Origin of the sequence: Candidatus Nitrosopumilus sp. (assembly GCF_029882185.1) — an archaeon.
In the GTDB taxonomy this organism is placed as follows: domain Archaea; phylum Thermoproteota; class Nitrososphaeria; order Nitrososphaerales; family Nitrosopumilaceae; genus Nitrosopumilus.
Genome location: NZ_JAOULD010000007.1, coordinates 1 through 26,249 on the forward strand (window position 1 = coordinate 1; position 26,249 = coordinate 26,249).

Annotated in this window: 35 protein-coding genes; 19 read left to right on the forward strand and 16 right to left on the reverse strand. The window is 33.8% G+C overall.

Features of this window, described 5'->3' with window-relative positions; all coding sequences use genetic code 11:
• Window position 1 precedes the first annotated feature (1 nt).
• Window positions 2–163 carry an NAD(P)-dependent oxidoreductase gene (locus tag OEW78_RS03340; RefSeq protein WP_300324256.1) on the forward strand — a complete coding sequence of 54 codons (162 nt, stop codon included), beginning with the start codon at window positions 2–4 and terminating at the stop codon, window positions 161–163.
• Window positions 164–268: 105 nt separating this feature from the next.
• Window positions 269–1,120, forward strand: a complete 852-nt coding sequence (locus tag OEW78_RS03345) for a hypothetical protein (protein WP_300324042.1) — start codon at window positions 269–271, stop codon at window positions 1,118–1,120.
• On the opposite strand, the gene OEW78_RS03350 is transcribed toward OEW78_RS03345, so the two are convergent.
• Both OEW78_RS03350 and OEW78_RS03355 read right to left on the reverse strand, forming a co-directional pair.
• The gene (locus OEW78_RS03350) at window positions 1,117–1,632 is read right to left on the reverse strand and encodes a thr operon leader peptide (RefSeq protein WP_300324045.1); all 516 of its coding nucleotides are present in this window, start codon (window positions 1,630–1,632) and stop codon (window positions 1,117–1,119) included. The two genes, OEW78_RS03345 and OEW78_RS03350, sit on opposite strands and share 4 nt — an antisense overlap.
• A complete protein-coding gene (locus tag OEW78_RS03355; RefSeq protein ID WP_300324048.1) occupies window positions 1,629–2,291 on the reverse strand; it encodes a hypothetical protein in 663 nt (220 codons plus the stop codon). The genes OEW78_RS03350 and OEW78_RS03355 overlap by 4 nt, the downstream gene beginning before the upstream one ends.
• A gap of 266 nt (window positions 2,292–2,557) precedes the next feature.
• Between OEW78_RS03355 and OEW78_RS03360 the strand changes: the two genes are divergently transcribed.
• From OEW78_RS03360 to OEW78_RS03370, 3 genes are read left to right on the forward strand one after another with little or no spacing between them, the layout of a single operon-like run.
• The gene (locus OEW78_RS03360; protein ID WP_300324050.1) at window positions 2,558–2,779 is read left to right on the forward strand and encodes a hypothetical protein; all 222 of its coding nucleotides are present in this window, start codon (window positions 2,558–2,560) and stop codon (window positions 2,777–2,779) included.
• Window positions 2,780–2,809: 30 nt separating this feature from the next.
• The gene (locus OEW78_RS03365; protein WP_300324053.1) at window positions 2,810–3,265 is read left to right on the forward strand and encodes a 50S ribosomal protein L15e; all 456 of its coding nucleotides are present in this window, start codon (window positions 2,810–2,812) and stop codon (window positions 3,263–3,265) included.
• A gap of 1 nt (window position 3,266) precedes the next feature.
• Window positions 3,267–3,812, forward strand: coding sequence for a hypothetical protein (locus tag OEW78_RS03370; protein WP_300324056.1), 546 nt, complete (start codon window positions 3,267–3,269; stop codon window positions 3,810–3,812).
• Window positions 3,813–3,921: 109 nt separating this feature from the next.
• Here the strand turns inward: OEW78_RS03370 and OEW78_RS03375 are convergent, their stop codons facing one another.
• Window positions 3,922–4,587, reverse strand: coding sequence for a redoxin domain-containing protein (locus OEW78_RS03375; RefSeq protein ID WP_300324059.1), 666 nt, complete (start codon window positions 4,585–4,587; stop codon window positions 3,922–3,924).
• 98 nt (window positions 4,588–4,685) lie between these two features.
• Here OEW78_RS03375 and OEW78_RS03380 point away from each other — a divergent pair, with 98 nt between their 5' ends.
• Together OEW78_RS03380 and OEW78_RS03385 are read left to right on the forward strand one after the other, a co-directional pair.
• On the forward strand, window positions 4,686–5,174 hold the full coding sequence (locus OEW78_RS03380; RefSeq protein ID WP_300324062.1) for a HEAT repeat domain-containing protein: 489 nt from the start codon (window positions 4,686–4,688) through the stop codon (window positions 5,172–5,174).
• On the forward strand, window positions 5,167–6,297 hold the full coding sequence (locus OEW78_RS03385) for a plastocyanin/azurin family copper-binding protein (RefSeq protein ID WP_300324065.1): 1,131 nt from the start codon (window positions 5,167–5,169) through the stop codon (window positions 6,295–6,297). The genes OEW78_RS03380 and OEW78_RS03385 overlap by 8 nt, the downstream gene beginning before the upstream one ends.
• A 214-nt stretch (window positions 6,298–6,511) precedes the next feature.
• Here OEW78_RS03385 and OEW78_RS03390 read toward each other — a convergent pair whose 3' ends face one another.
• Both OEW78_RS03390 and OEW78_RS03395 read right to left on the reverse strand, forming a co-directional pair.
• The gene (locus OEW78_RS03390) at window positions 6,512–6,916 is read right to left on the reverse strand and encodes a hypothetical protein (protein ID WP_300324068.1); all 405 of its coding nucleotides are present in this window, start codon (window positions 6,914–6,916) and stop codon (window positions 6,512–6,514) included.
• A gap of 103 nt (window positions 6,917–7,019) precedes the next feature.
• Window positions 7,020–7,424 carry a hypothetical protein gene (locus tag OEW78_RS03395; RefSeq protein WP_300324071.1) on the reverse strand — a complete coding sequence of 135 codons (405 nt, stop codon included), beginning with the start codon at window positions 7,422–7,424 and terminating at the stop codon, window positions 7,020–7,022.
• A gap of 97 nt (window positions 7,425–7,521) precedes the next feature.
• Between OEW78_RS03395 and OEW78_RS03400 the strand changes: the two genes are divergently transcribed.
• Window positions 7,522–8,067 (forward strand): hypothetical protein, encoded by a 546-nt coding sequence (locus tag OEW78_RS03400; RefSeq protein WP_300324074.1) that lies wholly within the window; start codon window positions 7,522–7,524, stop codon window positions 8,065–8,067.
• Window positions 8,068–8,143: 76 nt separating this feature from the next.
• Here the strand turns inward: OEW78_RS03400 and OEW78_RS03405 are convergent, their stop codons facing one another.
• The 6 genes from OEW78_RS03405 to OEW78_RS03430 all read right to left on the reverse strand — a co-directional run bounded on the left by OEW78_RS03405 (window position 8,144) and on the right by OEW78_RS03430 (window position 15,468).
• Window positions 8,144–8,698 carry a hypothetical protein gene (locus OEW78_RS03405; RefSeq protein WP_300324077.1) on the reverse strand — a complete coding sequence of 185 codons (555 nt, stop codon included), beginning with the start codon at window positions 8,696–8,698 and terminating at the stop codon, window positions 8,144–8,146.
• A 121-nt stretch (window positions 8,699–8,819) separates the two neighbouring features.
• Window positions 8,820–10,901 (reverse strand): SMC family ATPase, encoded by a 2,082-nt coding sequence (locus tag OEW78_RS03410; RefSeq protein WP_300324080.1) that lies wholly within the window; start codon window positions 10,899–10,901, stop codon window positions 8,820–8,822.
• Entirely contained in the window at window positions 10,898–12,040 is a 1,143-nt protein-coding gene (locus OEW78_RS03415; protein ID WP_300324083.1) for an exonuclease SbcCD subunit D, read from the reverse strand. The genes OEW78_RS03410 and OEW78_RS03415 overlap by 4 nt, the downstream gene beginning before the upstream one ends.
• The gene (locus OEW78_RS03420; RefSeq protein WP_300324086.1) at window positions 12,040–13,572 is read right to left on the reverse strand and encodes an ATP-binding protein; all 1,533 of its coding nucleotides are present in this window, start codon (window positions 13,570–13,572) and stop codon (window positions 12,040–12,042) included. Before OEW78_RS03420 ends, OEW78_RS03415 begins: the two co-directional genes overlap by 1 nt.
• Window positions 13,569–14,360, reverse strand: a complete 792-nt coding sequence (locus OEW78_RS03425) for a DNA double-strand break repair nuclease NurA (RefSeq protein WP_366523026.1) — start codon at window positions 14,358–14,360, stop codon at window positions 13,569–13,571. The genes OEW78_RS03420 and OEW78_RS03425 overlap by 4 nt, the downstream gene beginning before the upstream one ends.
• Before the next feature lie 118 nt (window positions 14,361–14,478).
• Window positions 14,479–15,468 carry a hypothetical protein gene (locus OEW78_RS03430; protein WP_300324091.1) on the reverse strand — a complete coding sequence of 330 codons (990 nt, stop codon included), beginning with the start codon at window positions 15,466–15,468 and terminating at the stop codon, window positions 14,479–14,481.
• 111 nt (window positions 15,469–15,579) lie between these two features.
• Here OEW78_RS03430 and OEW78_RS03435 point away from each other — a divergent pair, with 111 nt between their 5' ends.
• The 5 genes from OEW78_RS03435 to OEW78_RS03455 all read left to right on the forward strand — a co-directional run bounded on the left by OEW78_RS03435 (window position 15,580) and on the right by OEW78_RS03455 (window position 18,975).
• On the forward strand, window positions 15,580–16,161 hold the full coding sequence (locus OEW78_RS03435) for a PEFG-CTERM sorting domain-containing protein (protein WP_300324093.1): 582 nt from the start codon (window positions 15,580–15,582) through the stop codon (window positions 16,159–16,161).
• Between the two features lie 24 nt (window positions 16,162–16,185).
• Complete coding sequence (locus OEW78_RS03440; protein ID WP_300324096.1) at window positions 16,186–16,449, forward strand: hypothetical protein; 264 nt, start codon at window positions 16,186–16,188, stop codon at window positions 16,447–16,449.
• A gap of 99 nt (window positions 16,450–16,548) precedes the next feature.
• Window positions 16,549–17,367, forward strand: coding sequence for an aspartate dehydrogenase (locus OEW78_RS03445; RefSeq protein ID WP_300324099.1), 819 nt, complete (start codon window positions 16,549–16,551; stop codon window positions 17,365–17,367).
• A gap of 243 nt (window positions 17,368–17,610) precedes the next feature.
• Window positions 17,611–18,567, forward strand: a complete 957-nt coding sequence (gene nadA, locus OEW78_RS03450) for a quinolinate synthase NadA (protein ID WP_300324102.1) — start codon at window positions 17,611–17,613, stop codon at window positions 18,565–18,567.
• A gap of 6 nt (window positions 18,568–18,573) precedes the next feature.
• Entirely contained in the window at window positions 18,574–18,975 is a 402-nt protein-coding gene (locus tag OEW78_RS03455) for a CDC27 family protein (protein ID WP_300324105.1), read from the forward strand.
• Here OEW78_RS03455 and nadC read toward each other — a convergent pair.
• Genes nadC through OEW78_RS03470 form a run of 3 tightly spaced genes read right to left on the reverse strand, consistent with a single transcriptional unit; the run spans window position 18,972 to window position 20,609 of the window.
• Window positions 18,972–19,790, reverse strand: a complete 819-nt coding sequence (gene nadC / locus OEW78_RS03460; RefSeq protein ID WP_300324259.1) for a carboxylating nicotinate-nucleotide diphosphorylase — start codon at window positions 19,788–19,790, stop codon at window positions 18,972–18,974. The genes OEW78_RS03455 and nadC overlap by 4 nt on opposite strands.
• A 32-nt stretch (window positions 19,791–19,822) precedes the next feature.
• Window positions 19,823–19,999 (reverse strand): transcription elongation factor subunit Spt4, encoded by a 177-nt coding sequence (gene spt4 / locus OEW78_RS03465; protein ID WP_300324108.1) that lies wholly within the window; start codon window positions 19,997–19,999, stop codon window positions 19,823–19,825.
• Window positions 20,000–20,012: 13 nt separating this feature from the next.
• Window positions 20,013–20,609, reverse strand: a complete 597-nt coding sequence (locus OEW78_RS03470; RefSeq protein WP_300324111.1) for a DNA-directed RNA polymerase — start codon at window positions 20,607–20,609, stop codon at window positions 20,013–20,015.
• A gap of 149 nt (window positions 20,610–20,758) precedes the next feature.
• Between OEW78_RS03470 and OEW78_RS03475 the strand changes: the two genes are divergently transcribed.
• The 4 genes from OEW78_RS03475 to OEW78_RS03490 all read left to right on the forward strand — a co-directional run bounded on the left by OEW78_RS03475 (window position 20,759) and on the right by OEW78_RS03490 (window position 24,981).
• Window positions 20,759–21,877, forward strand: a complete 1,119-nt coding sequence (locus OEW78_RS03475) for an Mrp/NBP35 family ATP-binding protein (protein WP_300324114.1) — start codon at window positions 20,759–20,761, stop codon at window positions 21,875–21,877.
• Between the two features lie 35 nt (window positions 21,878–21,912).
• On the forward strand, window positions 21,913–22,377 hold the full coding sequence (locus OEW78_RS03480) for a GTP-dependent dephospho-CoA kinase family protein (RefSeq protein ID WP_300324117.1): 465 nt from the start codon (window positions 21,913–21,915) through the stop codon (window positions 22,375–22,377).
• 151 nt (window positions 22,378–22,528) lie between these two features.
• Window positions 22,529–22,906, forward strand: coding sequence for a hypothetical protein (locus tag OEW78_RS03485; protein WP_300324120.1), 378 nt, complete (start codon window positions 22,529–22,531; stop codon window positions 22,904–22,906).
• Between the two features lie 35 nt (window positions 22,907–22,941).
• Entirely contained in the window at window positions 22,942–24,981 is a 2,040-nt protein-coding gene (locus OEW78_RS03490) for a sodium-translocating pyrophosphatase (RefSeq protein WP_300324123.1), read from the forward strand.
• On the opposite strand, the gene OEW78_RS03495 is transcribed toward OEW78_RS03490, so the two are convergent.
• Window positions 24,978–25,160 (reverse strand): hypothetical protein, encoded by a 183-nt coding sequence (locus tag OEW78_RS03495; RefSeq protein WP_300324126.1) that lies wholly within the window; start codon window positions 25,158–25,160, stop codon window positions 24,978–24,980. The genes OEW78_RS03490 and OEW78_RS03495 overlap by 4 nt on opposite strands.
• 58 nt (window positions 25,161–25,218) lie before the next feature.
• Complete coding sequence (locus tag OEW78_RS03500; RefSeq protein WP_300324129.1) at window positions 25,219–25,476, reverse strand: DUF2024 family protein; 258 nt, start codon at window positions 25,474–25,476, stop codon at window positions 25,219–25,221.
• 187 nt (window positions 25,477–25,663) lie between these two features.
• On the opposite strand from OEW78_RS03500, the gene OEW78_RS03505 reads away from it, so the two are divergent.
• Window positions 25,664–25,801: a hypothetical protein gene (locus OEW78_RS03505; protein WP_300324132.1), complete on the forward strand. Its 138-nt coding sequence runs from the start codon at window positions 25,664–25,666 to the stop codon at window positions 25,799–25,801.
• Between the two features lie 57 nt (window positions 25,802–25,858).
• Window positions 25,859–26,248 carry a cyclophilin-like fold protein gene (locus OEW78_RS03510; protein ID WP_300324135.1) on the forward strand — a complete coding sequence of 130 codons (390 nt, stop codon included), beginning with the start codon at window positions 25,859–25,861 and terminating at the stop codon, window positions 26,246–26,248.
• The last annotated feature ends 1 nt before the right edge of the window (window position 26,249 follow it).

A 26,249-nucleotide genomic window follows, 5' to 3' on the forward strand; every position in this document is an offset into this window, starting at 1 on the left:
TTTGGATGTATTTGAAAAAGAACCTGCCATTGGAACAAAGTTGGCTGAATTGGACAATGTAATTTTGACTCCGCACATCGGTGCTCAAACAAAAGAGGCTCAATCTTTAGCAGCAAATGTAATTGCTGAAAAGATTATTCAGATTCTACGTGGCGTAATCTAGTAGAACTTCTGCCTGAACTATAAAAATAACCAAAAAAGCTTGACTTTTACGTGATTTATTATCGTCTCTTCATTTTTAACGTCTATTTGGGAGTCTAAATTACAAATGAATAATTTTGCAGTAAAGGAACTTTATTCGAAAAAACACGCCAAATTTTCTAATGCTGATTCTTTATTGAAAATTTCTCTTGGATTAATCTTGTTTACTATAATATCAACGGCATTGGTCTATGCAGAAACCATGTCTGTCGATGTTGAAGGAACATCTTTTGACATTCAATATGATGCAACAGGAATGACTATATCTGGAATTGAGGCCGACACTGATTTTATATCATTAATTTTGACAGTTGATGTTATTGGCTCTAGTGGCATTCTTGATATCACACTTGATCGTTCTTTTTTTGATTCTACTTATCAGGGATTAGATGATGATTTTATTATTTTAGTTGATGGTGATGAACCTGTGTTCTCAGAAACCAACACTTCTTCTCAAAGTAGAACGTTAAGTATTGAATTGCCTGCTGGTACTGAAGAAATTGAAATTATAGGTTCTGTATTTGGCGGTGTATCTGTTCCTGTAGAAGAACCCACAGTTGAAACCCCTGTAGAACCCACAGTTGAAACCCCTGTAGAAGAACCCACAGTTGAAACCCCTGTAGAAGAACCCACAGTTGAAACCCCTGTAGAAGAAACACCTGTAGTGGATACTCCTAAGACTCAATGTGGCCCTGGAACCATTCTTAAAAATGGTGTATGTGTTCTAGATGAGCGATGTGGTCCTGGAACCATTCTTAAAAATGGTGCATGTGTTATTGATCCAACTGTAAAATCATCTAGTCCCTCTGTTAAAGGAATGGGTAAAGATCTAATGATGGGTTTTGCTATTGCATTTGCTGCTGCTGGAATTGTTGGAGTAATTCTTGGAATTGTAGCTAAAGCAAGTAAGAGTAATTAATCACAAGACAAATTTTCAGAATTCATTATCCTATCAAAATCAAATCCTGTCATTTGAGTTGAAGTAGAGTATGGAATTAATCCTATGATGGGTATGTCTACATTGATTACTACCATGAATTTATTTGGGTCGAGTCTAATATCTCCACCATCAAATTCAAAATCCAACGTCATGAAACTATGTTGGGCTGCAGAAATTTCTTCTGATGAAAAAATCCCCGCTTGTACTGTTGATGATAGTGGATTGATTATAGTTGGATTTACTACGAATGAACCCAGATGTGTTGTATCATAAAATGCCGCAATCTCAAAACTTTGGAAACTAGTCCAATATGGCACAGTACTACAAAATTCAATATTTCCTGAATTGGACATTGTAAAAAAATTGAAATCTCCTGGACTATCCCATCTATATTCTAATTGCTGTACACCTACTATACTTAATCCTGAATGAACAAATGGAATTATGATGATTGTTATTGTAATTCCTGTGATGATTGAATGTTTATTCAAATTGCATCATCTACAATAGTTTTTTCTTTTATTATTTTTTTCTCAAATAGATAATTAAATGCTTGAGCAAAATCATTATCTGAAATCATATTATTTAGCCACCAAACCCCTATGTTCTCTTTAACCCAACTTGGCATGTTAATTTCTAAAATATTCTCTGCATTTACTTCAAATGGTATGTTGATTAATTTTGGATTAACATTTTTTTGTAATGCATCTACAAAATAACCATCAGGAAGTTCTCCATTAATCCATCCTATGATAAATTGTTTGATAATTCCTGGGACGCAAATGTTATCTGAATCAATAATTTCAAATTCTGCTGTAGTTGAAATTCCGTCATATTCTACATCTATGAAGTATTTTCCTGGTGCAAATTGTTCTTTTTCAAATGGAAATGCTGCGGGAACTAAATTTTGTAATCCTCCTATTGGAATTGGGATTGCACTACTTCCTTTACCTGATTCATCTCTGATGTGAATAATTGCAGGATCACCTGTCACTTCGGAAACTTCAATGATGTAAGATAATTTTTCACAGTATTGGTATGTTGTTTTTTCTATGTCTATGGAAACAGTGGGTTCTGCATATGCAGTTGTGATAAATATTGAAAAACAGATTGTGAAAATTGTTGATAAATATACTATTTTGGCAGTCATCTTTTCTCCAAATCTTTTATCTTCAATAAAAATCTCAAAGCAATCCTGAGGAATCTTTTTTAATAACTTGGGCCAACTTGATTCATCGAGTTTTCTGCGGGAGCAAACTCTTTGAGTGTGTGGAATGTGAAACCCCACTCAAGAGATTTTTAACTATTCAACATTGTTCATGCTTGTCCAAACCTTCAATATCTATATCTCAATTTAATTACATCATGTCATATTTATGACAAGATTAAAATATTATTTTTAATATTCATCTTATAATGAAACAAGAATCCGTTTTAGACATGTCTTCATTTCAGGCAAAACCTCGAGAAGAAAGACAAGTGACCTATTTTTGCAGATTATGTAGGAATTATGGAATAAAAACTAGAAAAGCACACCTACAAAATCATCATAATGCTTCTCGTGATACTGTGACTAAAAGAAGTAATGGTGATTTAGTAAATGTCATCTTTATAGAATCAAAACATGTGAGCATTTGAGTTATTAATGGGATTTTCATCAATCTCGATATGCCTAGTTATCAAGATCAGACATGGATAAGGATATGGAAAGAAAATTCTCCTGATATCCGTGAACGTGTAATTGGATGGCGTAAGCAAAGCGCTGTAACTCGTATTGATAAGCCTAGTAGATTACAAAGAGCTAGAAGATTAGGTTACAAAGCAAAACAAGGAATTATTGTTGTTAGAATGAGAGTTGGTACTGGTGGTATGCGAAAACAAAGGCCTACTGGTGGTAGAAGACCAAAACATCTTGGTGTTACAAGAATAAAGGCTGATGATGATATGAAAACTGTTGCAGATAGAAGAGCTGCTCAAAGATATCCTAACATGAAACTTTTAGGTTCATACTTTGTCTACAAAGACGGAAAACACTATTGGTTTGAAGTTATCTTGGCAGATCCAGATCATCCTCGAATTGCTCAAGATAAAGAATTAACAAAAAGAATTCCTAAAACTGCATAAATTGAAAATTATATACTTAGCATGCATTGCATTACTTTGTGTAGTGTCACCTGTTTATGGTCAATTGTTATCTGATGCTACAGGATTGGTAAACAGATTGGATATACAATCTGGAGGTTATTCTTTTGAAGTAGAGATAGTATCTAATTTTGACATTTCTAATTTTGAATTTGATAAAGATGAGAAAAAACTAACTTTATTCATAAGCAGTGGGTTGAAGAATAACTTAGGCGAAGTAATAATTCCCCAAAATCTTCTTGGTGGAAATCTTACATTTTATCTAAATGATAAAGAATATTTCCCAAAAGTAAACACAAATGAAAAAATTTCTTTTGTGACATTAAATTTTACAGGCTCTGGAAATAATCAATTAGAAATTTTTGGAACGACTCGCTTTTTTGGGTTATCTGAGGAAACTGAAATTCCTCAATCAAACCCCATCCCTCCAACTGATTATGATTTAATCTATACAATAATTATGGTTCTCTTGATAGTTGGTGTAATTGCAGGTGTAATAATTTTTAAACTCAAACAGGGAAGAAAATAAAAAACATTTTGCATATTTTACAATAATTATGGATAACGCAAAAATTGCTCTCGTTGGTGGATTTATAATTACTGTGATACTTTCTGTTACACTCGTATTGATAAGATGATTAGTCTTCTTTAAGCAATTTTTCAATTATTGCTTCGGCATGACCTGATTGTCCAAATGACACATCCCTGAGAATTCCTTTTCTGTCTACTATTATCATAGAAGGTGTGCCTTGCAAGGCAAATTTTTCAAAAGTTTCAGCAGAATACTCTTTAGATTTCATGTAACTTTTCACTCTTTCAATAATCTGATTCTTGTATTCTTCTGGTTGTGAGTCAAAATCTGGAATTTGTGGATAAATAAATTCCATAATTTTTTCATGGCTGATCTCCCCTGATGTCTTTGTAAGTTTGTCCATCCCTAGTGGAAATGGTATTTTGTATGATAATTTGTTACCTTCTTTTAATTGACCATATGCTGAAAGTGCCTCTTTAGTCTCCCCGATGACTTCTCCTGTCTCTGCAAGCATTTTCAAATTTTCTAATGTATTTTTATCAAAATCCTCAAAAGCTGTTGCAAGACCTAAAACTCTAACTCCTTCATCTTTGTATTTGTTATAGATGTTGATTGCCTCTGGAATTGCATGCATAAAACATCCTGGGCAATTAACTTGGAAAACTTCTAAGACTGTGATATGATCTTTTTCTTGATCAAAATTTGTTGGAGCTCCTTGTACCCATTCTGATACTCCAAAGTTTGGTGCTTTCTCACCAATTTTTACACTCATGATAATTTATTGAATTTTTTCCATTAAATAGATAACGCATTCCATTTTTGGTTCTTCTCAAGTAACCTAATATATGACTCAGAAAGTTCTAAAACAAAATGCAGGCAGTAACTGAAGAACGACTAGCACTTTTTGCTGAAATGGAATCAAAATATGAACAAAAAGATACTGAATATTTTGTCTCTCTTCTAGATCATCCTGACTATGTTATTAGAACAAGAGTGGCATGCATTTTAGTTGATTTTGGTGGAGAAGACAAGGTTCAATATATTGCTAAAGTTTTAAAAAATGATGAAAATGAATTGGTAAGACACGAGGCTGCATTTGCATTGGGTCAAATGAGCTATTCTAGTGCAATACCTCCACTAACTGATGCAACATTGCATGATCCTAGTATGTTTGTACGACACGAGGCTGCCATTGCTTTGGGAGTTGTTGGTTCTAAAGATGCAAAAGCAGCTCTGCAAAAAGCATTAGAGGATCCTGAAGAACCTGTGGTTGAATCTGCAGTCGTCGCTTTATCTAACATTGAATTTATGGAAAAGTTAAGTAAGAATGAGGCATTTGCAAAGTTAACAGGTGGATGAGATGAATTTTTCTTATGGAATTATAGCTGCAGTTGGAATTCTTACTGCGATATCTATTGCATTCATTTCCCTAGATCCAAACTATATAATCGAACCGAGAGCCATTTCTGAAGAAAACCTTACTGCTTGTACGTTACAATGGGATCCTATGTGTGGAGTTGATGGTAAGACTTATGGAAATATGTGCATGCTTAATGCAGCAGGAGTTGAACTAGCTCATAGATTTGAATGTGGTGTAGATGATCCTAAAGTAATACCTCGAGTTGAACCAACACCAGAACCCACAATGAAACCTTGTACAAAAGAGTATAGGCCAGTATGTGGTGTTGATGGAAAAACATATGCAAATATGTGCATGTTAGAATCATCTGGAATTACATTTGACTATGATGGTGAATGTGTAATTGTACAATCAGTGCCCACAATGACTATGCCTATCGCAACTGGTGTCCATACAGTTAACATTGCTGAAGGCTCTGGAACACCAGGATGTGAAGAAACAAACGAATGTTACTTACCTTATTCTATTACAATTCTTGTCGGTGATGTCGTCCAATGGAATAATCCTGATAGTGCTGCACACACTGTAACCAGTGGAAATATTTCAGATGGACATGATGGTATGTTTGACTCTGGTTTGTTCATGGCAGGTGGAACTTTTGAATTTACATTTGACAAAGCAGGAACTTATGATTATTTCTGTATGGTTCATCCTTGGATGACTGGCAAAGTTACTGTGAATGAAATTGAAGAAATGGTTGTAATAGAAGAACCAGAATCTGAATCTGTATCAGAACCTATACTAGACCTTGAATTATTACCTTCTGGTACTATCGTTTCAATTCCTGTCGGTGTTGCAGTTCCTGGATGTGAGGAAACAAACGAATGTTATTTGCCTTATGAAGTCACAATATCCAATGGCTCTTCTGTCTCTTGGATAAATGCTGATTCAGCAGCACATACAGTTACTAGTGGAACTGTTAATGCCGGAGTGACAAGCGTATTTGATTCTGGTCTGTTTATGTCTGGTTCAACCTTTGAATTTACATTTGACAAAGCAGGAACTTATGATTATTTCTGTATGGTTCATCCTTGGATGACTGGTAAAGTTATAGTAAATTAAACTTCTACAATTAATTCTATGGTGAAATTAATTTCCAATCCTTTTTACCGCATTTGCATTGTTTTCTATATCCCTGAATGTAATCCATATATTCTAAATCTGTACAAGGACCTTGATCTGGAATATCAATTTTAAATTTACATTTTCTACATATTGCAATAAAACTATTCAATATTTTTCAAACTATCCGTAAAAACCACTATAGTTTAGTTTTTTATTTTTGAGATTTAATAAAATCGACAATGGATAAAATTTTACCCATGTCTGCAAGATGCCCATAGCTTTTTCTTCTATTGATGGCTAATTTTAGTGGTTCATTATTTACAGTGCAAAATAATAGTTTGCCATTATCTAAAGGGACTGTGATTCTTTTAATTTTTTCATAAGATGCAATTGAATATAATCCTGAACCAATATACTTCTTAAATCCTGCATTTTCTTTCCAAGCATGTAGAGCCCTAGAAATTGTTTGTTTGGTTTCACTCACTGAAACAATATTTTTCAATCCTGTCCTTTGGCTATTCCATAAAATTTGACCATTTTCGTCAGTCACTGCTGCAAATCTAACTGTTTCATCAAAATCCATAATCATGTCAAGTAGTTTTTCGTATTTATCCACAAATAACATGAACCATTTCTGTTAATAAATATTCCAAATTCTTTTTCTAGTGTTAAAATCGATTTAAAATTATTTACAAGTTTGATTGAAAACTATTAAAATTCTATTCGAACGTGTTTACAAAATCTACTATGGATAATATTTTTCCCATTTCGACCATTCGTCCATAACTTTTCTTTTTTGTATTTTTCATAGGCGTATTATCTACACTCAGAAACAACAGGTGAAATGCATCAATTGGAAGTGTCACTCTCTTGGTTTTCTCAAAAGATGTAATGTGGTATAGTGGTGCTCCAAGTGCAGTACGATCTGCAGCCTTGCATCTATCTACCCAGTCTTCAGATTCGCGTTTTAACGCTTTTTTAGTTTCAGCAATTGGGACATTAAGTTTTGCATCCGATCTTTTGGAATTCCATAAAATATTTCCTGATGTGTTACTAATTATTGCAAGCCTAATCGACTCATCATAATCCATTAACATGTTGAGAACTTTCTCATATCTTCCCATGAATATGATATAATTTTGGAGAATAAAAACAATTTGTAAAGTTCTAAATTGTTGAGAAAGAAGATTAACTTATATCTTATTTTAACTGGTATCAATCATGCTGGGAAAATATGCTGGTTTTGTTGGCGAAGTTTGGGAAGATTTTCCACAGCTTGCAGAATGGCATGATGATGATCCTTCACTTCTCTCAATGTGGAGTCTGGACAAATTTATCGAAGCTGGATATCACAATTTTCATGCAGAAAGAAAGCAGTTATTCCATATCAGCAAACTAATTGAAAATTACGCTCAAGAAAATAGTCAGCCATTACTTGCTACTTTTGAAAAAATTGCACGATACAAATTTGTTGAAAAAAGATACCAAAAATTGATTGAACAAATTCCGCAAATTACTGTCGTTGCAGATTATGGTGAAACCAAGATAGAGACTCCTCCAAAAATCAACGTGATAAATTGCAAAGATACTCCTCTAATTGATGTCTGGAGTGTTATTACAAGAGGACCATATGGCCCATTTGGTTTGATAGCTGAAGAATATGAAAGTGGAAAGTTTAGAGGATTTTTCACACTTAATCCTAATGTCTGCAGACATGCTGTCAGTAAGATGAGTAAAATTCTAGGAACAAAATTCACACTGCAATAATTCGTATTTCCGCAAATTTACAAAACCTATATTTTGAAATTAGACATAAAAAAATATTTGATAAATTAGAAAACAATCATGAAAAATTGATTTTCACTCTTAGATTTTCATTTATCTTGTCTATTGCTTTTTGGATCACTTGTGGACTGATTGAAAAGAATCCTGAAAACTTACCCTCTCCCATGTCTTCTGCAATAAGACCAAATGGTCCGTTAGGTCCTTTTGTAACTACTATCCACATGTCTTGAATATTAGTTCCATCACAACTTATTACTTCAGCTACTTTGGGTGGTTGAGGTTGTAAAAATGGATTGTTGAAGTTACCAATTATCCATGCCTTTGGGATTTTTTCAAGAATTTCAACATAACGATCTTCTACATATTTGAATCTCTTTTCATTCTCAAATGATGCTAGCAGTGGGACATTATGCTTTATTGCATAATTTTCAAGTAAGATGCTAATTCTGTATAGTTCCTTTCTTGAAGTAGTGTATCTGACATGTCCTGCATCCATCCATTCTTCTAATGTCCATAGAATGTTATGATCAGTGACATCTGTTTGTTTTACTTCTGATAATGCAGGAAACTCACTGTATATTTCTGCTAAGAAACTGTTGTATGTTTGACTCATGATAGTATAATTACCTCATTATATTTAACCTAGTGATAAATATTCCACCTAGTGGTAATTATGCTGCCTTGTGATAATTATTTACCTAACTCAAAATCTATGCCAGGTAATTGATTGCTAATCAATTGAGTAATGTCACACTACTTCCTTGTTCAGATGATTCAAACTTGTAAATTTGCTCAACTGAAGAATCTTCAAAGATCTCTGAATCATGCGTAATGATGATAAATTGCATTGGTGTTTCTGAATTTGAAATGTTTGATAATTGAGATAATACATCTACAAGAGATTTCTTTCTTTCTGCATCAAGATGTGTTGTAGGCTCATCGAGAATCATCAAATTGAGGTTTGAAGCCCCTAGAAGGCTTGCCATTCCTAGTCTTAATGCCAATGCCACGCTGACTTTTTCTCCACCACTTAGTGATTCCAAATCTAATTCTTCTGTTTTTGAATTACAAATTATTGAAATATCTCTAGCTTTTTCTGCAAGATGAATCCTTTGAATTTTAGTATTAAGTAGTGCAAGATATTCTGATGCTTTTGCTGAAATAGCATTCAGTGCCCATGATCTTAAACTTGTAGCAACAGGACCATCTCTGCTAAAAACATTATTTTGAATCTCATCCAAATTCATAACATAATCTTTAACAATGCTCAATTCTGAAATAGCATTTTCAATAATCTTGACTTGTTCATTTCCTTTGGAGATTTTTTCCAAAATTGCACCAATTTGTTGATCAATACTTGAAAGTTTTGTCTGTTTTTCATTAACTGATTTTTTCAGACTAGAAAATTCTTGTTCATCAAAACCTTTCGTTTCTATTTCTAATTTTAAAATATTTTCAAAAATCATTTTTGCATGAGAATCTAATTGTGACATCTCAAGTAGATTTGCACTATTGGTTTCAGGAATTTTTTTTATGTTTTGCTTTTTTATTTTGATATCTTCTTGAATTTTATCTAATTCTTCTTTTGAATTAATAGAGTATGCTCTTAGCGTGGCTTCTGCATCTCTAGCAGTTTGTAACTTTTCAGAAAATTCTTTCTTTTTTTGATTGTACATTTGAAATTCTTTTTCTTTTAAAATAATTTGTTCTTGTAATGACACTAATTCTTGTTTAATGTGTTCTTCTTGGAAGAGTGGGTTTAATTTTTCTACACTTGAATCACAAACTGGACATTTGTTATCTTTTAACTGTAATTTTGATGCTAGCAACTGTTTTTCCTTCAGTGAGGCTGTTTTACTTTTCATATCTTGAATTTTGTTTAATGTTTCATCTACTGCTTGTTCTACTTTTTGAATTTTGGACTCAAAATCTTTTTTTAGACTTGCCGGTTCGAAACATCCTTCACAATCATGTATTTTACGCTCATTTTTGTTAATTTCCTGCTGAATTTCATGAATTGCATCTTTTGCATATTCTATTAGCTCTTTTTTTCTTAGATCTAATTGGTTGATTTTGTCGATTTTTGGAGACTCGTCTTCAATTTTTTTTCGTAATTCTTCCATCTTATTTTTTAATTCTTTTTGTTTTGTTTCTAGTTGGTTTTTTTGAGGCGTAGATTCTTCTATTTCTTTTATGTGTTTTTCTAGATCTTTTGATAAAATATCAATATGTGTATCATCATAACCAATTTTGTCTCTAATACTTTCACGAAATTCTTTATTGACAGTTTTCATTGATTCCGAGGCAACATCCAACTTATCAATTCCTATAATTGCATTAAGCAATTCTTTGAATTCTTTTGGTTTTGCATTAATAATTGAGTTTAATTCTCCCTGCTGTACAATTGATGCTACTTTTAATTTTTCAAAATCAAGACCTATGATCTTTTCAACTTCATGTGTCATTGATTCTCCAAATTGTTTTCGTTCACCTGCTGCAATTTCCAATATGTCATTTCCTATAATTTCAGAAAATTTTGCTGAAAGTGTACCTTTGCTGTCTATTTTTCTTACTGCCTCATAATTTTTCCCATTTATTGAAAAATTTACTTTTGCAAATCCTTGAGTTGTACCTCTTTTGATGAGTCCTTTATTGGATTTTCTCGTATGTTGTCCAAATAATGCAAATGTAATTGCGTCTATAATGCTTGATTTTCCTGCACCGTTATGACCTACAAAAACTGTTACTCCGTTATCAAAATCTAATTTTGTCTCTGAGTGTGCTAAAAAATCTCCTAACTCAATTGATATGATCATTGCTTTTTCTCCTTTTTGAACCTCTCAAAATCTTCAATAATTATTTCCGAGGCCTCTTTAATTTCTCCTGATGCTAACGCTGGAAGTAATTCTTTGATGGCAAAACTAGCAGCTTGCTCTGAACCTAACGCGTCTATTGATAATCTGAACATTTCCTCATCTATGATATTAGGTCTGTCTAAGAAGACTGACGAGTCTGAAATTTTCTTTGTGCTAATTCTCCAAAAACATCGTAAAACCATTGAATTTAGCCTAGCAATTTGTGCCTGAATGTGGTCTGTTTCAATATTTTCTCCTTGAATATTCACTTCTATCATTGGTTTCTTTGCAAATCCTACTATTTTCTCGGCAATCTCATCTATCGTTTTTGCCAATTCTTCATATTTTGTTTTAAACGAAAACTGGGGTCTTGTATCAAGTTCTATCCAGTTTGGTTTTGCTTCTTTTCCTGAAATATCTACTTCAAAGAACCCTTTCTTTGTTTCTTTAATTCCTTCACTTGTTGTTAGCTCAATTGAACCAGGATATGCAATTGGTCCCTTTAGATGATTGAATTGTTTAATGCCTGTATCGTGAAGATGTCCCATTGCGTAATATGTGAAATTTTTTGGTAAATCCGTTGATTGTAATTCTCCTGCAAATTTGTTGAATTCAATAATCCCTTGATGTAATACCAAAATTCTATGACCAAAAAAATTTTCTGCGATTTTATCAATTTCTGCAAATTTTTCTTCATATTGTGATATTTCGGTTTTTCTTATTTTGTCAAATCCTGCAAGTAACACTCCCTTGTATTCAATTGGTTTTCCTTGTCCGATGTATTTTGAAAATTCTAAATTATGATATATATATGGAATCGGCGTCGTTCTAATTCTACTAATATCGTGTTCTCCTAAAATAAAAAATGAATCGATGTTGTTTTGCTTTAATCGCTTTAATCCATTTGCCATCTGAATAATTGCAGTCCCATTGGGATTGGGAACATGAAAAATATCTCCTGCAAAAATTACAAAATTCACATGATCTTTGATTGATGTGTCTATTGCTTGATTGAAAACATCATACACATCTTGTGCACGTTCCTCAGAACTATACTGCACTAATCCCAAATGTGTGTCTGAAATATGTGAAAATAACATTAGTCTAACAACAAATCTTTCTGTACTAATCCTTGGGTTGATTCTACAGCGATTCCTTTCATTTTATCTGCTTTGGCCCAAGCGCTAATTGCGCTTTGATCTGCGCCCATTATCTTTTCTTTGACTTCTTCAACATGAACTAATGATGGCAAATTGGTCCATTGCCCAACAAGTACTGCATCTCCAACATTTAATGATGTAAGCTGAGCGATTAATTCACGACTGGTTGATTCTGTAGCTGAGGCAATTTGACGTTGATCATCTTCCTGAATTATTTTCATGATTGCAAATGAGCCCATCTGACTAAGTACATTCAGGTCTACACTACGTGGTCTTTGTGATACAATCCCTAGACCTAAACCAAACTTTCTTCCCTCTCTGGCAATTTTTGCAGCCCAATACTTTGCACTAGTGTCATGATCTTTTGGAATAAAGACATGAGCCTCTTCAATTATGACAAATACGGGGGAATTAAATTTGAAATTTCTTTCTCTTTTTGTTCTTCCATGCTGTGCAATGCTGGCATCTTTTCTGTCTTTAAGTAATTGTTGTAAGTAAAATGCTAAAGCAACATTTGCTTGTTTTTCAGACAACTCTGAAATGTTAAGAACATTTGCACATCCTTCTTTGATAAAACTAATTGGATCTCCCATGTCTGGATCTAAAATGTCTTCAAATCTTCTTTGAGCATCTTCTACTATGTCTTGAACTCTATATGCTGATGATCTAATTTCTTTGAGTTTGTTATCGTCTGAATTAATGATAAAATCAATTTCACTTTCCAATTTCTTCCAAAACTCATTTGATTTTTTGACATTTTCTGTAAATGCCATTCTTAACACTCTTTGCTGAACAGTGGCACTTTCTCTAATTTCTAAAACATCTGAGAGTTGTTCAGAGTCTAACAATCGTGGATTTATTTTGGCATCAATTACATTGATTCGTGGAATGTTTAGACTGGTGTAATCGTTGTGATAATCAAAAATAATCACAGTGCCATTTAGTTTTGAAATTTGTTTTGTAACTAAAGATACCAAATTACTTTTACCCATTCCTGTCATTGCTAGAATTCCTAAATGTCTTGAAACTATTTTATCCAGATTTACTTTGACATCAATTGATTTATTTCGTAAAAGATTTCCGATGCTGACCCATCCTTCTTTTTTAGGGCTGAAAATTTCTTCTAGATCTTGTTTGCTTGGCAAAGTGATTTCTGTGCCTGGAATTGGCGGTATTGCAGGTATGATTGATTGTCCTCTTCTTAGGTTTTCTAAGAATCCTAAAATCCCAATGTGTGAAGTAAACGTTTTATCTCTTTTATTTAGCTCTGCAATTTCTGTGCTTTCTGATGCTTCATCAAAATTTTTGACATCTGTAAATGCTGCACTTGATACTGCGGATCTTTCCACCAATCCTAAAATTTCCCCTTCTTCTGAATCTATTTTGATATATTCTCCTACTGATAATGCTCTTGAAGTAATTGCTGTCACAAATGTGGGTTTTGATTCTCCTATCACGAATCCTAAACTCAACCTAATACCTCCCTTGAACCTATTTCATTGCTTAATCCTAACAAACTAACCATCTTTGCAAGCTCTTTATCAGATATTTTACAGTTATTATGAGCAAGCTTTAGAGCATATGGATATCCACCTACACTGGTTTTGTACAACTTATTCATGACTGATTTTATTTCAGATTCATCGTGTTGATCACCTAAAAATTCCAATTTGATAATGGGAGTAGAGTCACTTAATCTCACAAATGTAGATGATATGATTTTGTCTGCTCCGTATTTTTTTTCTACAAATATTTTACTAAATCCTGGATTGTTTGTTACATGATTGTAATAGAAAATATCTCCTGCAAGAGATCCAAAGTTCTCAAATTGTTTTTTTGTGTTTGATGTCTTTGCAATGAAAATCACATTGTCTTTCTTTTTCATTATTCTGACAATCTGTGATCCTAAATTTGCTTGCCTTGTCATTAATTGAGAATGCAAAGAGCCATCCATCAAAACCATGTCTACTTCATCTGTTGTTTTCTCACACGCCTCAATTTCCATTTTACTAGCTATACTTGAAATGTCATCAGCTGCCCCCAGTCCTGATTTATGCAAATCTGCTAGTATTTCTCCGTCTGATTTTATTGAAACTGCTGTCGTTGCCCAAAGTTCAATTCCTTGAAATTTTGTATTGTTAAAACTAGAATCAATTCCTGCCGTTACCACTTCTTCTTTTGTAGGCGTAAATTCTACCCAATTACTACGTGCTTTTTGTAAAATTTGTTCATATTTTGGACCTTTCAGAATAGAGAGCATCTTGTCTCTATTGATGATTGCATCCTTGTAGACTGTATTGAGCACAACAATACTTTGTAGGTTTGAATAAAATCTTTAGGTTATGCTAAACTTTGACAAACCTGATCTATGGAATCTTCTATCCGATTCTACCTTTCAGAATAATTTTCTCACTAGTTCCAGAAGGTGTGCTTGTATCGATATATCTAATTTCATACGTGTCTCCGATATGAATCACTTTACCATCAATCTCTCGAGGAATTTTGATTATCACTTCAAATGTACTGGTATTGGGTCCTGTTTCTACAAGATATCCTCTGTTTGCATCAAACTTTGGATTAGAAAGCGTGGTTCTTAGTCCCCCTTCTCCTCTAAACTCTAATTTACTCAATGATATCTTGTCTTCATTTTTTGAATCAAGGTTTGCATCTGGTTCATAAATTCTTACAGTGAATTCGTGACCTATTCTTGAACCTCTTCCAGATAATTCTATGTTTGCAAATGTCTTTGAAAGTGGAATTGATTTTACAAGTACTCTTCTATCTCCTGAATAATCCGATTCATCCAAATATTTTATCATAACAATATCCTTCTGGCTAAGATGTTTCCCATTGATAGTTTCAGGTAACTCTAGTTTGATGTAAAATTGACCTGTATCTGGACCTGTCTCAATCATATTTTTTGGACCACTGATTGGAATGCCGTTTATTGTAAACTCAAACAATCCTTCAGTTGAAACAACTTCCACTCCGTTATGTGCCAAATTCAAATCTTGATCTGTAATGTAAAAATTCACTATTGCCATATTTGATGCAGGAACTGTTTGCATCTCTATTTCAGATGCAGCAACTGTTTTTAGGTTTCTTACCAAATCTGCAAACTTTACTGGTACAAACAACATGCCTGCTTTTTGCATTTTTTCTACAGTTTCTTGTCTTACACATGCAGCAAGACCATTTGTTCTGATTACCAACTCCAAGCCTTCTTTACATATGACCTCCTCGGCTGATATTCCACGCTGCATCTGCTTTCTTGGAGATTCTACATCTGCATTTGCTGGAAATCCTACTGTTAAAATTATCATTGAAAAAACCCCTATCAAAGCAACATTTTTGAAATTAATCTTCATTATTGATATCAGAAATCATTTTGTTAAAAAGCATTAAGAATAATTCCTTCTAAAAACCATACTTGAGAATTTGCTATCTTATTATATTTGATAAATTGTAGTTATTCATACATGATTAGAATTATTTTTGGATTGTTTTTACTTTTAATGATTCCTGCATCTAGCTTTGCATTTGCAGAGCATATCTTTAACCCTAATGCATATGCTCAGTATCTTGACATCTCTCAACTAGAGTCAGAAAAAATAACTTTTACCTTTGATGAAAAATCATATGACATCTACTATGGATATAGAGGTAGTTTGGACTCTATGGGTTCCAATGAACTTTATCCTGTTTTATTTTCAATGGAAATTAATCAAGAAAAAAAATCCATTGAAATTATCATGGATGTTGTTCCTGAAAAAACTGATTTTTGGGTCAGAACTCCTCAAGATGTACTTTATGCTGAGAATGAAAAATATACAGTTCTAGTTGATGGCGTCGACACTAGATATGATTTGATGAAATTTCCAAATGACTATGTAATTGGATTTATTATTTCAGAAGATACTAAAAAAATTGAAATTATAGGAACTAGGGTGATTCCAGAATTTGGGGTATATGCCATTTTAATTCTAGGTGTTTCTATTCTTGGTTTGATTTACTTTGCACGTAAATCTTCAATTGTTTCTCAATGGACTAGAATTAATTAAGTGATAAAATCACGCCAATTTGACATGACAGATTATGATCCAGATGGACGTCTCTTGATTTGTAGGGCCAAACAATTAGATGATATACCTTCAAGATGTTATAATTGTGAAGGTGAAGATCTTCATCAAATAATGGAACATGTTGATGGTGGCAGTTGGATATGCATGACGTGTAATTTTTTGAATTCATATGAACCTGCAATGCAATTAACAAAGAATATGCCTTTCTCTATGGTGAATCTAGGAATGGATGAAATTGTTTTTGTGGATGGTTGGAATTTTGAATGATTGAAACAAAAACCAAGAAAATGATGGATTATGGGAAATCTTGACAAATAATACCTCATGATTTTAGATTAATTAAGTGATATTTTCTAGAATGATTGCTTGAAACGAATAGGCTTGTTAGGGTGTGGTGCCATGGGTACTCAAATTGCACTTGCAATTGATTCTGGTCAAATCCACGCAACACTTACACATGTTTTTGATGAATCAAAAGAAAAATCTGAATTATTGGTTGACAAATTAACAAACAAACCTGAAATTGTTGAAAATTCTCACTTGTTATCTTCAAATCCTGTTGACATTGTTGTTGAAGCAGCATCCCAGGATGCTGTAATGGATGTATCTTTGAGTGTTTTACAAAATAAGAAAGATCTCATGATCATGAGTGTTGGAGCACTACTTGATGAATCCATATACGATATCTTGTCTGATGCGTGCAAAGATTTCAAAAAAACAATCTATCTCCCATCAGGTGCAATTGCAGGATTGGATGGAATAAAGTCTGTAAAGAATGAACTTGAATCAATATCAATCACTACAACAAAACATCCTCGTTCTTTAAAGGGAGCAAAGTTTTTTGAAACATCTGATATCAACTTAGATGAAATTAATACATCGACTGTAATCTTTGAAGGAATTGCAAAAGATGCTGTTTCTTTATTTCCTGCAAACATCAATGTAGCTGCATTGCTTTCTTTGACTGGAATTGGAAGTGAAAAAACTGGGGTAAAAATAGTCGCAGATCCTAATACTGATAAAAACACTCATCATATTGTTGCTGAAGGAAAATTTGGAAAGATGACTTTTACCATTGAAAATTATCCTGATGTTAATAATCCTAAGACCAGTAGATTGGCTATATTATCTGCAATTGAGACCTTGAAAAAATATTGTTCAGATGACATTCAGATTGGTACATAAAATAAAATTTGTGTAGAAATAATCTAAGACTCAGTATTAAAAATAAAATGAATAAAGAATTACTGAAATTGAGAAAAATTGAAGTGTGAATAATACCTTCTAAAGAAAACCTCTCTGCCTACACAGATTAGATAAAATCACGCTCAAAAAGGGGGAAATTCTTGCCACATTTGCTAGTTTTTTAGAAAATTCATGTCTACTTCCCATTCTTTAAATCCTTACCAATTCCAATTTGAACTGTTTATGCTTGTACAACAATCATCAGCACTCAAAGATGAGATTCTGAGACTAAAGAAAGAAAAAGATGTGGTAATTCTAGCACACAATTATCAGATTCCTGATGTTCAAGATGTGGCTGATTTCACTGGAGATTCTTTAGGGTTATCTAGACAAGCTGCCAAAGTTCCACAAAAAACAATTCTTTTCTGTGGTGTAAATTTCATGGCAGAAACTGCTGCAATTATTAGTCCTCAGAAAAGAGTATTACTTCCTGACTTGGAAGCTGGTTGTTCTTTATCTGATTCAATTACTGTGGATGAATTAAGAAATTGGAAAAAACAACATCTAAATGCAATAGCAGTTGGATATGTTAACACTACTGCTGAAATTAAAGCAGAGCTTGATTATTGCTGCACATCATCAAATGCTGTCAATGTAGTTAAGGCAATTCCAGAAGACAAAGAAATTTTATTTTTGCCTGACATGTTTTTGGGCTCATATGTCGCAAAAGTGACTGGGCGAAAAAATATGCATATTTGGGCCGGTGAGTGTCATGTGCATGCAGGAATTACCCCTGAAGATGTAACAAAGAAATTGGAATCAATGAAAGATGCTGAATTTGTCATCCATCCTGAATGTAGCTGCACTACTCCTATGATGTATGATGTTGCAGATGGAAGTTATGATAATAAAAAAGTCTCAATTCTCTCCACTGAAGGTATGCTAAATCATGTAAAAGAATCAAAAGCAAAAAATTTTGTTGTTGCAACTGAAACAGGAATATTATACAGAATGAGACAACAAAATCCAGACAAAACATTCATTCCTGCTTCTGAAAAGGCAGAATGCCAATACATGAAAATGATTACTCTTGAAAAAGTATATGATGCTTTGATAAATGAGAAAAATGTTGTTACTGTTCCAAAAGAGATTGCTGATAAAGCTCGTTTGGCTATAGATAGAATGCTTGCAATAAGTTAACTGCGTGTGACTATTTTGGTTGGATTATTTTCTAGAACTCCGAAAGATCCTATTCAAAAAAAGAACGCTGAAAAATTTAAAGAGTTCAAACAACTGGCAAAACAAAAAAAATATGATGCTGCTCTGAAATCAGGTGCAGAATATATCAAAAAAGTTCCAAACAACCATGACGCATTATTTACAATGGGTGGAATTTGTTATCTGAAAAAAAAATACAAAACTGCAATTTCGTATCTTGACAAATCTCTTGAAATTGCTACATATGATGTTGATGCATTGTTGTTAAAGGCATATTCTCATCAGAAACTCGGTGAAAACAAACGAGCAATACAGTGCTGTGAAAAAATTCAAGAAATTGATCCAAAAAACAAATCTGTATCTGAATTATTAAATCAACTAAATTCTTAGATTTCTAGACTCATGTCAATTCCTTTGACAGAGTTTGTTATACTTCCTACTGAAATAATGTCTACTCCTGTTTGCCCATACTTTGAAATATTTTTTGAATTGATTCCCCCTGATGCTTCAAGCATTACTTTGTTTCTCAATTTTTGTTTTTTGAGAACTCTGATTGTTTTCTTAATTTGCGTTGGTGTAAAATTATCTAGCATAATTATACTAGCTCCTTCACTTGCAGCTAATACTGCGTCTGATGTATTTTCAACCTCTACCTCAAATGTTTTGTATTTTTTCTTTGCATTTTTAATCAAAGATAATAATGAATTCCCAACTGCGATGTGGTTGTCTTTGATCATAACCATCTCGTCTAATGTCAGTCTGTGTTTTTTACCTCCTCCAATCTCGACTGCCTCTTTGTCAAAATATCTCAGCCCTGGCGCTGTTTTTCTTGTAGCATACAATTTTGTTTTCTTTGGAATCTTTTTTACAAGAGCATCTGTTTGGGTCGCAATTCCGCTCATTCTTGCAAGTAGGTTCAATGCGGTTCTCTCACATGTTAGTATGCTGCCTGCGTTACCTGTGATTGTCATTATGGTTTGATTTTGTTTTATTTTAGAACCGTCTTTTTTCAAAATTTTTACATTGCATCCTTTTAATCGGAAAATTTCTTTTGCGTATGCTGCTCCTGCAATAATTGCACTTTCTCGAGAAATGATTCTCACTGAAACTTTTTTCTTTGGTAATAATTTACTGGTAATGTCTCCTTTACCGATATCTTCAGCGAGAAATTGAGATAATTGTTTTTTTGAATTAAATGTCAATATAATGATAAAATGTTAATATGATTTTAAAGATTTTATGTTACTTTAATTGCATATTTGCCTTTAGTTGTAATTCCTAATGTTTTTGAAATTTCTGAATTAGTTGGATCAACAACTAACACAACTCCATTCCAATCTGGTGTCAGATCTGATGATTTGCAATTTGGACATACTTTGAGAGTTGTTACATGTTTACATTTACGGCAAGCCATCTCTCGCGCCATTTTAACTAGCCTCTATTTTTTTTTCCTTTGCTGGCTCTTCTTTGCCACCGCCGGCTTTCTTTATCTCTTCTGCAATCCATTCATCTGCACCAAGGAATGGTTGTCTACATGTGATTCCTATTTTACCCATTGCAGCTGCTTTTCCTAATGATACTGCAGTAATTCTTGCACGAAGTGTAGAACCCACTTTGAGTGTTCTGCCACTTTGATTTGCTAAAATCATTCCGGATTTAACATCACTCTTTAGATAATCATCCATCACTTGTGACAAGTGAAGTAATGCATCAGTTGGACCAATTCTTACAAATGCTCCAAAGTCTGTAATGTCTACAATTTCTCCTTGAACTATTTCTTGGAGTTTTGGATAAAATGTCAAAGCTTCAAATTCGACTTTGTGAAATGTTCCACCGTCTCCGGCAATCATCTTTCCCATTTCATCAACTTTGGCATCTAAAATCATAATGATATATCCTAAATCTGCATTAATCATGCTCTCGTACTTTTCTTTGAGAATGTTAACTGCGGCCTTTTTGAGTGCGGTTCCAAACAAGCTTGGAGGAATCCTCACAACATCAACTAGGGTGGATATAGAAAACAAATGTACATTTTTTCTCGAATTTCAATTTATGAATGTTTAGGTGTTTTTAGGCTCAAATTCCCAAAGGTTTTTGATATTTTTGAGATAATTGATAATTTCTTTTGATGTCTAACTTATGTTTAAATAATGTAGACTGACTTTTTGACGCAATGGTTGGTATCGATCAAGTTCTTGAAAAATTAAGTACTGTGATTGATCCTGATTTGAAAAAAGACATCGTGTCTATGGGTATGATTAAAGACCTGGAACTTAATGACGGTAATCTCAAATTCACTCTAGAATTAACAACTCCTGCATGTCCTTTCAATGTCGAAATCGAAGATGATGTTAGAAAAGCAATTGCTGAACTTTCTGACTTGAAAAATTTTGATATGAAAGTTACTGCCAAAGTCATGGAAGGCCGTTCATTAGAAGATGATGTTGGAATGGCAACTGTCAAAAATATTATTGGTGTTGCAAGTGGAAAGGGTGGAGTAGGAAAATCAACTGTTTCATTAAATCTAGCATTAGCATTATCTCAATCTGGAGCCAAAGTTGGTCTGTTAGATGCTGATATCTACGGTCCAAGCATTCCACTAATGCTTGGAATGAAAGACGGATTTATGGAAGTTGAAGATAATAAATTACAGCCAGCAGATTCAAATGGATTAAAAGTTGTTTCATTTGGTTTCTTTGCTGATCAATCAAACCAGGCCGCAATTTATCGTGGACCAATTATTTCTGGAATATTAAAACAATTTCTTGTAGATACTAATTGGTCTGAATTAGATTATTTGATTGTGGATCTTCCTCCTGGAACTGGTGACATTCCATTAACACTTGCACAAACTATTCCAATTACAGGAATTCTTGTAGTTACAACTCCTCAAGATGTCGCAAGTGATGTTGCAGTAAAAGCAGTTTCAATGTTTGAAAAATTAAATGTTCCAATCATCGGCGTTGTTGAGAACATGAGTCACTTTATTTGTCCAAACTGTAATGACAAACATTACATCTTTGGCGAAGGTGGCGCAAAGAAAATTAGTGAAAAATTTAACATGCCTTTCTTAGGGGAAATTCCATTAAATTCTGGAATTATGTCTGGTTCTGACTTGGGTAAACCCATCATGATTACTAATCCTGATTCACCAAGTGCTGATGCGTTTAGGAAAAGTGCAAAAAATATTGCAGCACAATGTAGTATCCTTGCAGCTAAACTTCAAGATGAGATGGCCTCTGAAAATACTAGTGAGGATCCTGCATCTGAGGCAAGTACAAACCAATCCTGATTCCTGTGAAATTACCTGATTCTCTTAGGGACCAAATGAAAATTCCTTTAGGAATACTCTTACCTGAAAGTCATACTCAAAAAAGTGAAATTCAAAAACACCTGACAGATAATTCGTACATCATAACTGTAGGTGATAGAACGACTGAAAAAATGATTGATTTTGGATTAATCCCTTCACTACAAATCATTGACGGACAAGAAAAGAGGGAAAAAAGAGAATCTCCTAATTTAACAAATGCAACTGAACTAACAGTTGATAATCCAGCAACTGAAATCACTCCACAAAGTGTCGATGTAATCAAAAAAGCATTTACTATGAAATCTCCTGTGAGGATTTTTGTTAATGGTGAGGAAGATCTTTTAGTTATTCCAGTATGCATTCATGCGCCTGAAAATGCTGTTGTAATGTATGGTCAACCTCATGAAGGTTTAGTAATTGTAAAGATTACTGCCGAAATTAGAAATAAAGTACAAACACTACTTGATTTAATGGAATAATCGGGGTGTGATGAGACGGTGGCTGTATGATTGATGATTACTCCACATAACCTCTGACCCTATTAATTCATAATTTATAGAACCAAAATACACCAAATTTCATACAACAATTGACATTTCAAGATAAACGCAGATTTCATGATGTAATATTGTGAAGCTTGATCCTGATCTTACGTTACAAATTTTAGAAAAAGTTGGTATTTACTCAAATCGATTTTCTATCACTGAACCTCAAATTCTTCTAACCACCAAAGAAGTATTGGATGCCCCAAAAGACATGACAGAAGGTAGACGTACGTCGGCTTACAAGTATTATGGGGTGTCATATCTTCAACATAATCTTGTTTTCATTAATGTGAGAAAGATTCCAGATGAAAAAACTCTTGAGAATACCATTGTTCATGAATTGATCCATATGAGATTTCCATATCTTGCTCATGGGAAACGATTCACCAAATTGGTAAGGCAAGGGTTGAAAGGAAAAACATTTCCTCCATATAGAAAGCGAAGCAAAATCTCTGCTATTTGATTTATATTTACAGGATTTGGCAAGCTGAATATACTATGGAAATAGCACAAATTCTGCCCTTTATTGCAGGAATTGCATCATTTTTAGTTGCAGGTGGCTTGGTTGTATGGATTACCAAACAACCTTCTGGAACAAAAGAGATGATGGATATTTCCAACGCTGTCAAAGAAGGAGCATCTGCATTTCTAAAAAGAGAGATGAAAATTATCGTTCCTGTTGCCATCGCATTATCTTTAATCATCGGTGTTTTCTTAACTCCTTCAAATGGAATTGCATTTGCAGTAGGTGCAGCCCTTTCTGCAGTTGCAGGAATTATTTCATTAAAAATTACAGTAAAAGCTGCAGTTAGAGCTGCTAATCTAAGTAGTTCAGGTCTTGGAAAGACATTTGCCATGGCCTTCAGAGGTGGAGCAACAGTTGGTTTAGCTGTTCCAGCAATGGCATTATTAGCAATTACCGGACTTTATTTGATTTATCCCGACCCTATCACAATTGCAGGAGTAGGAATCGGTGCCAGTCTTATTGCATTATTCATTAGAATTGGTGGTGGTATATTCACAAAAGCCGCAGACATGGGCGCAGACCTGGTTGGAAAAGTTGAAGCAAATATTCCAGAAGATGATCCTAGAAATCCTGCAACCATTGCAGACAATGTGGGAGATAACGTTGGTGATGCAGCAGGTATGGGCTCTGATGTTTATGAATCATATATTGTAACAATTCTTGCGGCATTACTCATTGCAGCATTGATTGGTGCACCAAACTTTTTCCTTTATCCTATCTTAATTGGTTCATCAGGAATGATTGCGTCAATTATTGGTGTAGTGATTGTTGGCTCAAAGAATATTACTGATGTAATGAAACCTCTTAATCGTTCATTTTATGTTTCAGCTGCGATTGCAATTGGATTAAACTATATCTTTATCACTCAATTCATTGGTGAATCTACCGCAGCATATGCTTTGTTTGGTTCTACTGTGATTGGTGTAATACTGGTTCCTATCATTCAAAAAATCACTGACAATTACACAAGTTACAAAAAAGGCCCTGTTAAAGAAATTGCAGACTCTGCAAAATGGGGCTATGCATCATTAACATTGATGGGAATTATCAAAGGAATGCAATCTACTGGACCATTCATGATTACACTAGTTGTTGCAATTATCTTGTCATATAGTATTGCATCTGCATCTGCTCCTGAAGATGCAGATCCTGTTCTTTATGGAATTTTTGGTACTGCATTAACAGCAATGGCAATGTTGAGTCTTGCAGGAATTGTTCTCAGTATTGATGCATTTGGTCCTATTGCTGATAATGCAGGAGGTATTGTTGAAATGACTGGAATGGGTGAAGAAAACCGTAAGGTTACTGATGAAATTGATGCTGTAGGAAATACCACAAAGGCAGTTACTAAGGGCTTTGCTATTGCAAGTGCGGCATTAGCTGCATTGGCTATGATTCAGGCATTCCAGTTTGAAGCTGCTCATGTTTTTGAAGGTGTTTTAGACTTGGATTATAGTTTGACCAATCCTGCAATTGTTGTTGGATTGCTCATTGGTGGTTTGATTCCGTTCATAATTACTGGTCAACTCATTAATGGTGTATCTCGCGCTGCCGGAAAAATGGTTGATGAAGTGAGACGTCAATTCAAAGCAGATCCTGGAATACTTACTGGTAAATCAAAACCTGATTATGCAAAATGTGTAGATATTGCTACTGTTGCATCCATTAAAGAATTGTATAAACCAGCACTTGTTGCAATCATTGCTCCAATAATTCTAGGAATTTTGTTAGGTCCAACTGCAGTTGCTGGATTGTTGATGGGTTCCGTTGTTACAGGCATCTTACTTGCATATCATTTAGCAAATACTGGTGGTGCATGGGATAATGCAAAGAAGCTGGTTGAAATGCAAGGAGAAAAAGGTTCTGAAGTTCATAAAGTTGCAGTTGTAGGTGATATCATTGGTGATCCATACAAGGATACAGCTGGTCCAGCACTAAATACCGTCATCAAACTACTAAACACAATTGCCATTGTATTCGTATCTGCATTTGTCGCAATAATTACTATCTAATCTTCTACGATTAGTGTCATATCTAATTCATCAATTTGATCTTGAATTGCTTTTTTCAAAGTTGAATTATGCTTGTTACAGAATTTAAAATAATTATCTGCTGTTTGAAAACATCCGCAAATCCATTTTGTTTTCTTATCCCCTTCGACAGTCCACTTTGAATATTTGTTTTCAGTCATACTAACTCTTTGATGATTGATCTAAAAAATATGTTCATTAAGAAAAAGGAAAAAATGTTTAAGGACAGCCTTCCATCTTTTGGATAAAGTAGCCTTTCTCCTTAATTGCCTGTTCAACAGGCTCTGGTGCACCTTGCGAATGACAGAATTGACATTCATTAGTAGTCATTTCTGCTTGTCCTTCACCGATGGATTCCAACCACTCTTTTCCATATGTGATGGCTTTACTGTGATCTTTTTCACCAGTAATTACATCAAAGTGCATGGTATGACCGTCTGCTGCTTTGACATAAGTGTCGTATACGTGAATTTCCATAAATCTAATTAAAAAAAGGGATATTTAATTCAAAATAATGCTCTTCTATCCAAGAATGTCTCTGAATTTGTTTGATTTAATTTTGATAGATAATCCCATTTAGTGTTCTCATGTGTGAAAATACATGGTTTATTTTTAAGATTGAATAAAGAAAAATCAATATGAATAAACTATCTGGTGTATTATTATGAAAATTTGTAAAAAATGTGACGTAGAAATGGATCACAAAAACAAGCCTTCCAAAAGACGTGGGAGTAAACAAAATATGCTTACTGAATATTATTGTCCAAAATGTGATCATTCTGAATATGTTAAACCAAATTAAGAATCTGACAATGTCTAATTTCGGAATGGTTTTCTAATCGTTTTTTCATTGATATTTATGAAATATTCAGTGATTCTTAAGATCACAAACTCTTCCAACATCCTTTTGGAATTAGATGATTCTACTTCTCCAAAAACTGTTCATGACTTTGTTGAAAAATTGCCTTTTACAGTTGATCTTAATGTTTGGGGCGATGAAATCTATACTTCAAAATCTCCCATCTCTCAGCCTGAAGAAAATGCAAAATCTACTGTGGACCTTTTCGATGTTGCATATTGGCCAACTGGAAAAGCAATTTGTTTATTTTATGGTCCCACGCCAATAGGAACTCCTGGAGAAATTACCCCTGCATCTCCTGTCAACATTATTGGTAAAATTATTTCACCTGACAAAACAATTCTATATAGTATTCATAGTGAACAAGCAACATTCGTCTTGGAATCTTAGG